The organism is Commensalibacter sp. ESL0382 (assembly GCF_009725775.1).
GTDB lineage: Bacteria > Pseudomonadota > Alphaproteobacteria > Acetobacterales > Acetobacteraceae > Commensalibacter > Commensalibacter melissae.
This window is the reverse complement of sequence record NZ_WNII01000011.1, coordinates 35,423-49,016: the sequence shown is the minus strand read 5'-3', so window position 1 is coordinate 49,016 and position 13,594 is coordinate 35,423. Positions and strand designations below refer to the sequence as shown.

The window sequence follows — 13,594 nt, the reverse complement described above, 5'->3', positions numbered from 1 at the left end:
TTGATTGATTAAAACAGTTTTTTAACTTTATGCTTTTCTAGATATATAGGTTATTTTTCTAGAAGGGTTTCGTGTATGGCATCGGTCGTATTAATCATTAATGCGGGTTCATCAAGTCTAAAATTTTCTCTGTATCGGAGTCAGAATAATTCAGATTTTGAATTATATTCCAAAGGATTACTAGAGGGGATTGGATCAGGACCCCATTTGAAAATAACCGATCGTCAAGATAAAATCATTCATGAAAAAAAATGGACAGATGGTCAATATGCAAAACTTGATGCCAGGGATGAATTGTTGGATCAGGTCTTGAAATGGCTTTTCGATTTTATGAAAAAAGATAGAATTCTGGCAATCGGTCACCGTGTGGTTCATGGTGGGATGAAATATTACCGTCCTGTTGTTATTGATCAAAAAATTTACAGTTATCTGGATTCATTAACACCGTTTGTACCCTTGCATCAACCGGCCAGCCTTGCTCCCATGAAAGTCATAATGGATAAATATCCGGATATTACTCAGGTTGCTTGTTTTGATACCGCTTTTCATGCCACGATGCCAGATAAAGCTAAACGCTTTGCCCTTCCAAGAAAATATTATGATAGTGGATTGAGACGTTATGGGTTTCACGGTCTTTCCTATCATTATATCGTGCATTATTTGCAAAAAAATAAATCCCCCCTGATTAAGGGTAAGATAGTTGTGGCGCATCTTGGAAATGGTTCAAGCGTTGCGGCTATAAATAAGGGAAAGTCCATTGATACGTCCATGAGTTTTACGCCCTTGGACGGTTTGGTGATGGGTACACGTACTGGACAGATCGATCCAAATGTCGTCTTATATATGACTCGTGAAGAAAAAAGGTCTCCCGATGAAATTGAGGATATAATCTGGAAACAATCTGGTTTGTTAGGTGTATCCGAGGTTTCAAGTGATATGCGAGGTCTTATTCATGAAATTGCCCAAAATGGACCAAAATCGAAATTTGCCAAACAGGCACTGGATTTGTTTATTTATAAACTGATTGGAGAAATAGGTCGGCTAATTGTTTGTCTAAAAGGGATTGACGGATTGATTTTTACAGCTGGTATCGGTGCACATGCCACATATGTCCGGTCTGTAGTCTGTCAGACTTTGTCTTGGCTAGGGATTGAAATCGATGAACAGGCAAATAAAGATGGAAATGAACTGATCAGTACTTCGGAAAGCAATATCAAGGTATATACAATCCCGACCAATGAGGAGTTCATCATATTGAAAGAAATACAACAGCTTTTATTAAATTCGAAACAGCGTGCATGAATCCGGGGTTTTAATAACTCTTATTGAGTTTAACAATAGCTATTTATCAAGGAGTAAAAAATGACTGATAAAAAGCTTTTATCTGAACATGAAGTGGACTTATTTAATAAATGGTGGCATGCCGCCAATTATCTATCCATCGGACAGATCTATCTAATGAATAACCCTTTATTGAGGGAACCATTGAAACTGGAACATACCAAACCACGATTGCTTGGACATTGGGGAACAACCCCGGGCCTCAATTTCATTTATCTTCATCTCAACCGTATTATCAGAGAACGAGATAACGATATTCTTTTTATAGCTGGGCCAGGTCATGGGGCTCCTGGGGTTGTGGCGTCAACCTATCTTGAAGGGGCTTATACAGAACTTTTTCCCGAGATTACACAGGATGAAGTGGGAATGCAGAAATTGTTCAAACAATTTTCCTTTCCCGGCGGCATTCCAAGCCATACAGGTGCACCAACACCAGGATCCATTCATGAGGGTGGAGAACTTGGATATTCGCTTTCACATGCATATGGGGCAATATTTGACAATCCTGATCTGACCGTTGCATGTGTTATAGGTGATGGTGAGGCAGAAACAGGACCTTTGGCAACATCATGGCACAGTAATAAATTTGTTAATCCAAAAACAGATGGTGCTGTCTTACCCATTCTTCATTTGAATGGCTATAAAATTGCAAACCCAACTATATTGGCACGTATATCCCATCAGGAATTAATCAATTTAATCAAGGGGTACGGCTATGATCCAATTTTTGTTGAAGACAATGATCCAGATTCAATGCATCAGAAAATGGCTTCAGCCATGAATACTGCATTCAATCGTATTCATCGAATACAACAGAATGCACGCAAAAATAATGATACCGGTCGTCCATTATGGCCAGCCATTATTTTTAAAAGCCCAAAAGGTTGGACATGTCCGAAAACCATTGATGGAGAAAAAGTGGAGGATTATTGGCGTGCACATCAGGTTCCTTTTGGGGATTTGAGCAATCCAAAACATCTGAAATTATTAGAAAAATGGATGAGATCCTATCATCCTGATGCGTTATTTGATGAAAAAGGGGCAATATTTCCTGAAATTGCTGAATTGGCACCCAAGGGAGATAAACGTATGAGCGCCAATCCCAATGGGAATGGCGGGTTGCTCAGACGACCCTTGAAGTTACCTGATTATCGACAATATGCAGTAAAAATGACGAAACATGGTCATGTAATTGCTGAATCAACCAGGATAATGGGGGAGTTTTTAAGAGATGTCATTAAAAAGAATCCTGAAAAATTTTTGCTTCTTTCCCCTGATGAAAATAATTCAAATCGTTTGAATAAGGTATTTGAAGTAACCGATCGGGTCTGGAATGCCGAAATATATGATTACGATGATCATTTGGCCCATAAGGGACAGGTGATGGAAATTTTAAGTGAACATACGGTTGAGGGTTGGCTTGAAGGATATTTATTGACTGGAAGACATGGATTGTTTTCCTGTTACGAGGCCTTTATCCATATTGTCGACTCAATGGTCAATCAATTTGCAAAGTGGTTGGACGAGGCGAGCAAGGTGGAATGGCGGCGGCCAATTTCGTCTTTAAATATCCTTTTGACTTCACATGTTTGGCGGCAGGATCATAATGGGTTCAGTCATCAAGATCCCGGTTTCATAGATCATATTGTTTCGAAAAAACCTAAAATGAGCAGGGTTTATTTGCCACCAGATGCTAATACCCTGTTGCTGGTCACGAGTCACTGTTTAAAAAGTTCGGACCGTATCAATGTTATTGTTGCCGGCAAGCAGCCAGAGCCCCAGTGGCTTACCATGGATGAGGCAATTAAACATTGTTATAAAGGCCTTGGCATTTGGGAATGGGCCAGTAACGATAAAGGAATAGAACCCGATGTCATTGTGGCATGCGCTGGTGATGTGCCAACGCTTGAAGCATTGGCGGCTACCAAAATTCTTAACGAATATGTACCAGATCTCAAAATTCGTTTTATCAATGTTGTTGACCTGATGACTCTCATGACAGATGATCAGCATCCACATGGATTGTCAAATCAAGAATTTGATGCCTTGTTTACAATCAACAAACCAGTTATCTTTGCTTATCATGGTTTTCCAAGATTAATTCACTCGCTTATTTATAAACGAAGCAATGCAAGAAATTTTCATGTTCATGGTTTCAGAGAAGAAGGAACAACCACAACACCTTTTGATATGGTTGTATTGAACAATCTTGATCGTTATCACTTGGTATCAAATATCATGAACAGGGTTGATCGTTACAAATCAAAAATAGCTTATATAGACCAGTTTGTGAGAGACAAACTTGTTGAGCATGAATTATATATTCGCCAATATGGTGAAGATATGCCAGAAATCAAAAACTGGCGTTGGAAATAAAAAAATTGTAAATATATATATTGATCCGGTTTTTCAGCGTATGGAGATTGTTAATCGGAAAGCTTTCTACATTCCATGCGTATGGAAATGGGAACTTGGTGACTGCATATATTTCTCGCGTCCACTTTGCAAAATTCCAATGCATTGTTGTATAGGGCTCTTAATATTTTACTGTTGACATCCCTGTCATTGTCAAACTTGTTATTGGCTTTTTGTTTTTTCAATTCATGAATATCTTTTAAGGTTTCAATACATGAGGGACTTATTGTTGTTGATTGGGTTCGTAAAATTTTGAAAATAGGTTGTAATTGTTCATATGAAAAACTGATTGATTTTTCATCACTTGATTGTCCATAAACAGTCAAGGGAAATAGGGTGATTATAAAAGTTAAAAATCTTGTTCTATTTTTCAATTTAGTCTCTAGTTAAGGCTTGATTTCATAATTGCAAAGTTTATGTTATCCAGCTGTTAAAGTTAGATAAAAACCTTTATATTATATATGTTTATAACATAAATGATATATTTATACAGTTTTTTAGCATATTATCCTATAATAACACACAAACTATTCCTCAAGTTTATCCCCCAAATTGTGGATAACTTTATGTCGGATAAAAATTAATCCTTGGATAGAGAATTATAATATTCAATCATGAAGTTAATAAAAATAGTATTGAAGAACATGAATGGAAAGAAAATGGTAAATTTAAGAATAAATAATATCAAACACTGTTTTTGTATCGGTATCTGTTTAGTTTCATCCGCGCTGTTTCTTGATGGATGTTCAGGAACAGCTGAAACACCAGTTCCGGCAGGAACACAATCATCTGTTGGTTATGGATCTGTTTGCAAGGCAGGAATTTATAGCTGTCATACTCCATATCAAGTTCCTCTGGGTTCTCCATGCAGTTGTCCTGGTGTGGGAGCGCCCTCCTACGGTAATGTTCACGCGAAATAAATAAAATTGACAAGTTAATTCGGAATTCCTCATGATCTTTTCCGCATCAAAGAATGATAAGGATCTTTTTGCCTCCGATCACACCTTTTTTAGTGAGAATTCAAATAAGAAGTCAATGATTGATAATAAGGTTCCTCTGGCTGATCAATTGCGGCCAGTGGAATTGGAGGAAGTTGTCGGACAAAATCATTTGGTTGGTAAAAAGGGCATTATTACCCGTATGATTAATCATGGTACTTTATCAAGTTTGATTTTGTGGGGTTATCCTGGAACAGGGAAAACGACGATTGCCCGGATTATTTCCCAGTATACAAATTTGAGATTTGTTCAAATATCCGCAATTTTTTCCGGGGTGGCAGAATTAAAAAAAATTTTTGACGAGGCAAGAAAATATAGACAACAAACCGGTAAGGGTAGCCTATTATTTGTGGATGAAATTCACCGTTTCAACCGTACTCAACAAGACAGTTTTTTACCCGTTGTTGAAGATGGAACTATTATTCTGATAGGGGCGACCACTGAAAATCCATCTTTCGTGTTAAATGGTGCTTTGTTATCCCGTTGCCAATTGATGGTACTGAAACGTCTTGATGAAGAAGCGTTGAAACAACTCATTCAGCGTGTTGAAATTAATACTGAAAAGAAATTGCCTCTTACGGATAAAGCCTTACATGTTCTTATTGCCATGGCAGATGGAGATGGTCGCTATCTCTTGAATATGGTAGAACAATTAATCAAACAAAATTTTGATCATAAAATTGATGAAAATGCGTTAAATGAATTACTAAGCCAAAAAGCAGTATTGTATGATAAGGATAGGGATGGGCATTATAATTTGATTTCAGCCCTGCATAAATCACTTCGAGGTTCGGATCCCGATGCTGCCTTGTACTGGTTCGCTAGAATGTTGGAGGGTGGAGAGGATCCAAGATATATTGCAAGAAGATTGACCCGTTTTGCATCGGAAGATATTGGATTAGCCTCACCTAATGCTCAAATACTGGCAATTTCAGCTTGGGAGAGTTATGAACGGTTAGGATCACCTGAAGGGGAAATAGCATTGGCTGAACTGGTAGTTTACTTGGCAACAGCACCAAAATCCAATGCTGTTTATAAAGCCTTTAACAAAGCGAGAGCGGTTGCAAAAAAAACGGGAAGCTTGATGCCTCCCGCCCATATATTGAACGCGCCAACCAAAATGATGAAAGAACTTGGTTATGGCAAGGGATATCAGTATGATCATGATACAGAAGAGGGATTTTCTGGACAAAACTATTTTCCTGATCGTATGAAACGTGAACAGTTTTATTTTCCCACACATCGGGGAACAGAAGAGATCATTTCAAAACGTCTTGAACAGTGGAATAAACTTAGAAATAAATAGATTATATGAAAATTTTAAATATTACGGTTAAAGATGAAGATGGTGAAGTGCGTCTTGATCGTTGGGTAAAAAGAAATTACCCCCAATTTACGCAGGGCATGATTCAAAAATTGTGCAGAACCGGTCAAATAAGGGTTGATAAAAAAAGAATTCAGGCATCTACACATTTGAATACTGGAAATGTTGTTCGGCTTCCTCTTGTTGAAAAAGGTGTTCTATCATCAAAAAAAAATCATGACATGGATTCCCATTTTTCAAAAAAAGTTAAAAGCTGGATTATTTATGAAGATAGCGATTTATTTGTTATAAATAAACCGTCCGGTATTGCTGTTCAGGGGGGTAGTAATGTAAGATTTCATATTGACGGAATGCTCGAAGCATTGAGGGAAAATAGTAATTATCGTCCCTGTTTGGTTCATCGTTTGGATAAAGATACTTCCGGTGTATTATTGATTGCTCGTCATCCAGCTGCTGCAGCAAAACTAACTGCTGCGTTCAGAGGCAGGGCAGTAAAAAAAATATACTGGGCCATTACAACAGGTCGTCCTGTTTCATTAAGTGGTAGGGTGACGCTTCCATTATTGAAAGTTGAACGTCCGGGCGAATCATATGTCGTTGTTTCAGAAGAAAATAAAAATGCGCAAAAAGCTGTAACGGAATATATGGTTAAAGATTATGCCGCCAGGAAATTTGCCTGGGTCGAATTATATCCCCTTACTGGACGTATGCATCAACTTCGTGTTCATTGTTCGGCCATGAACTGTCCTATATTGGGGGATAGAAAATATAATCAAGTGAATGGCTCACTCGAAGGTTTTCCAGAATTACTACATCTTCATGCTCGCGCAATAATCATTCCTCATCCCCAGGGTGGGTATCTGGAGGTTGAAGTTGAATTGTCATCCCATATGAAAGAAACATTTAAGAGATTGGGATTTGATATGCCATCCGGTAATTGTGTCAAAGTTAATAAAAGATAAGAAATATAATTGAAAATGTTTCATTTGAAAAATTAATTTCGTTTTATGATTGCATAAAAAAACCATCATGTTATTTCTGATTAGTTTATATTTTTAACTTACCATTATTAAATGAATCCAAAGATTAATGATGCTAAAAAAGAAAAAGATATTTATTGGTGTTTTGGGAGCCTCTGTATTATTGATAGCGGGAAGTAACCTTGCAATCAATTACATGATTGACCGGCAAAAAATCAATGATCAATTATCAGAAATAATTGAGAAAAAAACAGGACGAAAAGTCCATTTAAATCATTTGTCTCTTCAATTGGTTCCCTGGCCTGAAATCAAAGCATCGGATATTGCTTTGGAAAATATAAAAGATGGCAAGGCTGATTATTTCATTCATGCAGGGAAATTTTCAGCGAAAATTAATTTATTGTCTTTGTTAAAAAAAAATATCAATATTCATGCATTGGAACTTTCAAATGTAAAATTAAATTTGGAAGAAAATCAAGAAGGTATAAAAAACTGGGAATTTCATCCCTATAAAAAATCAGATATTCTGTCTGAAAAAAATAAGAAAAAAAATAAGAAAAAATGGACAGTTAATTTCAGGACAATCAATTTCAGTCATGTTCAGACATGTTACGATAATTTTAGAAATAATAAACATGCCCATTTTCTTTTGAAAACTGTTGATATTGATCAGTTTGAAGGGAATAAGATACGTTTTGAAATTAATGGACATAATCATCAAGCGAATTTTTCATTATCTGGACGTATCAATCATGCGGATGCTTTGCTATTGCATAGAAATGTAGTTTCTTCATCTCCTGTTAAATTCCAAATGGTTTTAACAGAGTATTTTCAAAACCAAAATGTCGGAAATATACATGTCAATGGAACTGTAAAAGATTCTATCAATTTGAAAAATTTCTCAATATCGGCAAGAGGTGCGATTCTAAACCTGCAGAACCTTAATTTGTTATTCCCACATGCCAATTTACCATTGGTTGAAAATATTACCTTCAATACGTTACTTGAAGATATTGATACAGAAACGGAGAAAAATTCAAAACCAAAAATAAAACTGTTACAATTAAATATGGGTTATATTCCAATTAGGGAATCATACAAAGATTTCGATTTGACGAATGTCCAAATCATGGCCAATCAGTTTAATGAAAATATAAATATCCAGTTTAAGGGAAAACTGAATGACAATATATTCAGTTGGGCTGGCGATTTGGGAACATTGAATAATTTTCAACAAATATTGTTTTCAGATAATCTCAAGGAAATACCCATAAAGGGAAATTTGTCATCAGATAATTATTCGGCACAGATTCATGGGACAGTGGGAGGAAAAAATCCATCTCTCAAAATAAAATTAAATGCATTAAAAATTGACCATCAATTTTCTAAAATTGGTTTTGTTGAAGCACATGATATATTTTATAGTGGTAAAATATATTTGCCTTTTAGAGTTGACATTCAGTCAATCAATCATATTCGCGATGAAATTTTGCACAATTTGGGTGCAGAAGGTAGTATAAACGGTAAAAATCTTCAATTTAATCAATATAATTTTAATAATTTTTCAAATTATTTTAATTGGAATAACAATCAGTTAAAAATTAACAATGCACAGTTCATTAATAAACAAAATCATCTTAATCTTGATATCGCCTATAATCATAACAATGATGATCAAAAACTGTATGTTACGATCCATCCATCCGTTTTTCCGATGGAGTGGCTGGAACAAAGATATAAGTTGGCAGAATTGTATAGTGGTCCTATTGAAGTGACTGGAAATATTTCAGCTAAAGGTTCAAATTATGATCAGTGGATTCATTCAATGGTTGGACGTGTTGGAATGGCCGGAATTGGAGGAATCGTCAAGGCTGAAGGATTAAGACATTATCTAGGTAAAGCGGCTGATACTTTGCCATTGAAAAAGAATCTTTCAACGCAATGCTTGGCGGTACATTTTAACCTGAAAAATGATCAATTATATTTTGATACATTTACACTTCAGGCTAAAAAATTTGCCCTGAATGGAACAGGGTATTATTCTATACCCGCACATCAAATTGATTTTCATATTGTTCCCGATATCTCATTGGGTTCATTCAGTGCCTCCGTGCCAATCATTATTAAAGGCAATCTTGACAAACCGATTATAAACTTTGAAAAAAATAAAGATAAGGTTTTTACCCTAAGTATTAATACGATAAAAAAAATGCTTGAACGCACCAATTATTGTTCAGATTCCTTATCAAAAGCTAGAGCACAATAATTATAAATACCTGATATTGGAAAAATTATATGAACAAACCATTAAAATTGCGCCGTTTTTGGGATAAGGCAACTTATATCAAAGATGATGATGGTTTTAGGATATATCTTGATAAACAATTATTACGTCTTCCGCAGAAATCGATATTAAAAGTATCTAACGAAACGCTAGCAAAAAGAATAGTAGATGAATGGCAAAATGCCGGTTGTAAAAAAGGAGATATTTTTTCATTTGATACTTTACCCATTACGCGAATAATCAGTACTCTTATTGAAAAAATCAAACCTGATCGTAAGAAATATATTGATGTCCTTCTTCCCTATGTAAATGGTGAATTGCTTTGCTATCGTGCGGAAAAACCTAAACAATTAGTAAATAGACAAAATCAGCTATGGCAACCTATTTTGCAATGGATTGAAGAGTTTTTACATATAACCTTTAGGGTGACAAAAGGGGTTATGCCTATTGTGCAGGATAAACAAACAATCAATAAGATAAAAACCTATATTATGAGGCTTTCTGATGAAGAGTTGACTTTTTTTGCTGTAATTATACCATTATTGGGAAGTGTTGTATTATCAATTGCCATTTTTGAAAGAAAGTTATCAGCACAGCAAGGATTTGAGTATGCTTATCTGGATGAACATATTCAATCTCAAATTTGGGGTTATGATGCAGAACAACAACAAAGATTAAACCTTATACAGAAAGAAATCAATGAATGTGTAGATTATCTTGAATATGTTAATAATTGAGGTTCAAATAAATTGATTATCAAACCTCAGAAAATAGTTTGAAAGTTAAATTTTAGACCAAGTTTCCTCTTCTGGCATAAGCAAACATATTACCGCTTGACAGGCAATACCTTCCTGGCGGCCTGTAAATCCCAGTTTTTCGGTAGTTGTCGCTTTAACGGATATAGCTGAAAGTTTGAGTTGCAACAATTCTGAGATTTTTTGCCTCATTGAAGCGATATACGGACGCATTTTCGGTTTTTCACAAATCAGGGTAATATCCAGATTACTTATTTTACCACCACGTTCTATTATGCGTTTTCCGGCATGAATAATAAATTTTTGGCTATCCGCATTTTTCCATTGAGGATCAGAGGGAGGAAAATGACTGCCGATATCCCCTTCAGCCAAAGCACCGTAGATAGCATCACATAAAGCATGCAAAGCAACATCGGCATCTGAATGGCCTGCCAATCCATGTTCATAGGGTATATTAATACCGCACAGGATCAATGGACGATCTTTTTCAAAAGCATGCACGTCAAAACCGGAACCTATTCTCGGAATCATCACTTTAGACATAAGGCATTCCAATCGTTTCAAATCATTTTTGTAAGTTAATTTAATATTGTTTTCATCACCCATGACCAACATAACGGGTAATCCTGCCTGTTCAAAAAGCGCTGCATCGTCTGTTGCTCCTTTGGAGAATGAACCGCGATGAATTTTAAGTAATTGGCGAAAATTAAATCCTTGAGGTGTTTGTGCACGATATAAATCATCTCTCGAAATTGTATTCTCAATAATATTTTGTTTAGATTTTTTAAGTGTTTCAGCAACGGGAATGGCGGGAATAGCTGCAGGATATTGTTTAAGAGCGTCAATTACCTTTGTAATAATCTCAGATGATACATTCGGTCTTGCTCCATCATGTATTAGAACAACATCAGGCTGTTCAGGTTCGGGAAGTTTTGCCAATGCTTCCAGACCGGCCTTTACACTATCCTGTCGTTCTTCCCCCCCTTGAATGATTGGTAAAATCTTATTATTTTTTAGATCATTTAAAACTGGAGACAGCAATGAGGCATCACCTACGGGCTGTACAAGATCAACATGAGGTAAAAATGCTTTGGCAGCATGAAAGATGACAGGATGGCCCAGCAATCGAACATACTGTTTTGGTAACGTTCCATTTTGATTGAACCGTTTACCTGAACCGGCAGATAGAAGAATAAGAGCGATGCGCATAATAACTGAATTGTATAAAAAAAGATATTTTTGTTAAACTATAATTAAAGTAAAAGACTTTATTAATCATGTTTTAAATAATAAATCAATTGTGATAAATTTTACGAAATCAAATTGAAAAAAATACTGAAAATGATTACAGATACCGCTAAAGACATTCCTGATTTGAAGCCGATTTGCCTTGCTGGGGATAAAATAATCAACTATCCTGTTATTCTGGCACCTATGGCAGGAGTGACAGATTTTCCATTCAGACAATTGGTCAAGAAATTCGGTGCGGGTCTGGTTGTTTCCGAAATGATAGCCTCATGGGCCATGATTCGTGAAAACAAGACAACGTTGCAAATGGCTGAACCCATTACAAAGGGCTTGAACTCTACCCAATTGGCTGGTTCAGATCCTCAAGCCATGGCTGAGGCTGCACGAATCGCTGTTGATAAAGGCGCTGATATTATTGATATTAATTTTGGTTGCCCCGTCAAGAAAGTGGCTGTGGGTCAACAAGCTGGCTCAGCCCTGATGAAGGATGAATTAAAAGCATCAATTATATTGGAAGCAGTGGTTAAAGCTGTTGATGTTCCGGTTACGCTTAAAATGCGTATGGGATGGGATCATCAATCCCTAAATGCCCCGCAATTGGCCAGAATTGCTGAAGAATGTGGGATTAAAATGATTACAGTGCATGGCAGAACACGACAGCAATTATATAAGGGGAAAGCAGATTGGTCTTTTGTGAAGTATGTTAAGGAAGCTGTTAAAATTCCAGTAATCGTTAACGGTGATATTGTTGATTTCAATACTTCTGTGATTGCTTTGCAACAATCAAAGGCTGACGGAATTATGATTGGACGAGGTGTTTACGGAAAACCCTGGCTTTTATCCAAGATTATCCATTACTTGCAATGCAAGGATATTCCAGCACCTATAACCTTGCAGGAAGAAAAAGAGATCGTTCTATCTCATTATGATTCCATGTTAACCTATTATGGGGAATATTCTGGATTAAGATTGGCCCGTAAACATTTATCATGGTATTGTGCGGGCTTACCTGATTCCGCTTCATTCAGAGCATCAATTAATAAAATGGACAACGCCAGGGATGTAATTTATGCAATTAACGAATTCTATGATATCCATAGTGATGAATTTTTAATAAGGCATGAATTTGTTAATTGAAATTTATGATGAGCAAAAATATTCATGTTTTTACAGATAGTAATGAGATAATTGAGGCTTTACCTTTTCCATTGATGATTATCAATCAATTCGGAAAAATTGTTTATCTGAATTATCAGGCAGAATTGTTTTTGAATATTTCCAGAAAATCCGCCTATTGTTGTGAATTGAATGATTTTTTACTGGAAAATATATCTTTTTCAACATTATTTTCGCAAGTAAAAGAAAATAGACGTGTTGTTACGCAATACGGAATGAAATTAAGATTGAAAAACGGTAATAATAATAAAGAATTTTTTCTTTCTCTGGCCCCAGTTGAAAATAATGATGATCTATATATCGTTACATTTCATGATCATTCCTTATTTAATATGATCAGGAATTCACGGGAAACAACTGATTTCAATCAAATTGAAAAAAACCTGGCACTAATGCTTTCGCATGAAATAAAAAATCCATTATCGGGTATTCGTGGTGCGGCACAATTGCTGCAACAAACTGTTGCAAATGAAGATAAAAAGCTAACCGGCTTAATTTGTACAGAAGTTGAGCGGATAAGTAATATGCTTGATAGATATATTGATGAAACGCATAAACATATCAAATATTCGAAGTTGAATATTCATGCTATTTTGAATCATGTTATTCAAATCGCAAAAAATGGTTTTGCTAAAGATATCAGAATCAATGCATTATACGATCCATCCTTACCTTTAATAATGGGCGATAAAGATGCATTAATACAATTATTTCTTAATCTTATCAAAAATGCTTCAGAAGCATTGCAAAATTTTGATAATCAAGATGAAATAAGTATAATAACCAAATATCAATCAGATTTGATGATAAAAGAGGCGTGTCATCACTATATTTTTTTACCATTATTGATTGTTATTCGAGATACTGGAGCAGGCATATCTGAAAAAATAAAAGATCATCTTTTTAATCCGTTTATTAGTGACAAGGAAAATGGATTGGGAATTGGATTAGCTTTATGTAAAAAAATTGTTCAAAATCATGGAGGTATGATTGATGTTGAACGAAATAAGAAATTCACTGATTTTAAGATATATCTTCCCATCAAACAATCCAGATCGAATCTGAGATATTAA

At 35.6% G+C, this 13,594-nt stretch carries 11 protein-coding genes; 9 read left to right on the top strand and 2 right to left on the bottom strand.

Going from position 1 to position 13,594, the window contains the following annotated elements:
* Positions 1-75 precede the first annotated feature (75 nt).
* Positions 76-1,302, top strand: a complete 1,227-nt coding sequence (locus GM552_RS04440) for an acetate/propionate family kinase (RefSeq protein WP_155565454.1) — start codon at positions 76-78, stop codon at positions 1,300-1,302.
* A gap of 60 nt (positions 1,303-1,362) precedes the next feature.
* Positions 1,363-3,717: a phosphoketolase gene (locus GM552_RS04435; protein ID WP_155565453.1), complete on the top strand. Its 2,355-nt coding sequence runs from the start codon at positions 1,363-1,365 to the stop codon at positions 3,715-3,717.
* Positions 3,718-3,767: 50 nt separating this feature from the next.
* Here the strand turns inward: GM552_RS04435 and GM552_RS04430 are convergent, their stop codons facing one another.
* Positions 3,768-4,130, bottom strand: coding sequence for a hypothetical protein (locus tag GM552_RS04430; protein WP_155565452.1), 363 nt, complete (start codon positions 4,128-4,130; stop codon positions 3,768-3,770).
* Between the two features lie 285 nt (positions 4,131-4,415).
* On the opposite strand from GM552_RS04430, the gene GM552_RS04425 reads away from it, so the two are divergent.
* The 5 genes from GM552_RS04425 to GM552_RS04405 all read left to right on the top strand — a co-directional run bounded on the left by GM552_RS04425 (position 4,416) and on the right by GM552_RS04405 (position 10,079).
* The gene (locus tag GM552_RS04425) at positions 4,416-4,676 is read left to right on the top strand and encodes a hypothetical protein (protein ID WP_122123578.1); all 261 of its coding nucleotides are present in this window, start codon (positions 4,416-4,418) and stop codon (positions 4,674-4,676) included.
* A 115-nt stretch (positions 4,677-4,791) separates the two neighbouring features.
* Positions 4,792-6,060, top strand: coding sequence for a replication-associated recombination protein A (locus GM552_RS04420; protein ID WP_230882776.1), 1,269 nt, complete (start codon positions 4,792-4,794; stop codon positions 6,058-6,060).
* Between the two features lie 5 nt (positions 6,061-6,065).
* A complete protein-coding gene (locus GM552_RS04415) occupies positions 6,066-7,040 on the top strand; it encodes an RluA family pseudouridine synthase (protein WP_155565450.1) in 975 nt (324 codons plus the stop codon).
* Positions 7,041-7,167: 127 nt separating this feature from the next.
* On the top strand, positions 7,168-9,324 hold the full coding sequence (locus tag GM552_RS04410; protein WP_155565449.1) for an AsmA family protein: 2,157 nt from the start codon (positions 7,168-7,170) through the stop codon (positions 9,322-9,324).
* Positions 9,325-9,353: 29 nt separating this feature from the next.
* Positions 9,354-10,079, top strand: coding sequence for an ATP12 family chaperone protein (locus GM552_RS04405; RefSeq protein ID WP_155565448.1), 726 nt, complete (start codon positions 9,354-9,356; stop codon positions 10,077-10,079).
* Positions 10,080-10,124: 45 nt separating this feature from the next.
* Here the strand turns inward: GM552_RS04405 and GM552_RS04400 are convergent, their stop codons facing one another.
* The gene (locus tag GM552_RS04400) at positions 10,125-11,306 is read right to left on the bottom strand and encodes a bifunctional 2-C-methyl-D-erythritol 4-phosphate cytidylyltransferase/2-C-methyl-D-erythritol 2,4-cyclodiphosphate synthase (RefSeq protein WP_155565447.1); all 1,182 of its coding nucleotides are present in this window, start codon (positions 11,304-11,306) and stop codon (positions 10,125-10,127) included.
* A gap of 132 nt (positions 11,307-11,438) precedes the next feature.
* Between GM552_RS04400 and dusB the strand changes: the two genes are divergently transcribed.
* Positions 11,439-12,482: a tRNA dihydrouridine synthase DusB gene (dusB, locus tag GM552_RS04395; RefSeq protein WP_155565446.1), complete on the top strand. Its 1,044-nt coding sequence runs from the start codon at positions 11,439-11,441 to the stop codon at positions 12,480-12,482.
* A gap of 8 nt (positions 12,483-12,490) precedes the next feature.
* Complete coding sequence (locus tag GM552_RS04390) at positions 12,491-13,594, top strand: nitrogen regulation protein NR(II) (RefSeq protein ID WP_196424852.1); 1,104 nt, start codon at positions 12,491-12,493, stop codon at positions 13,592-13,594.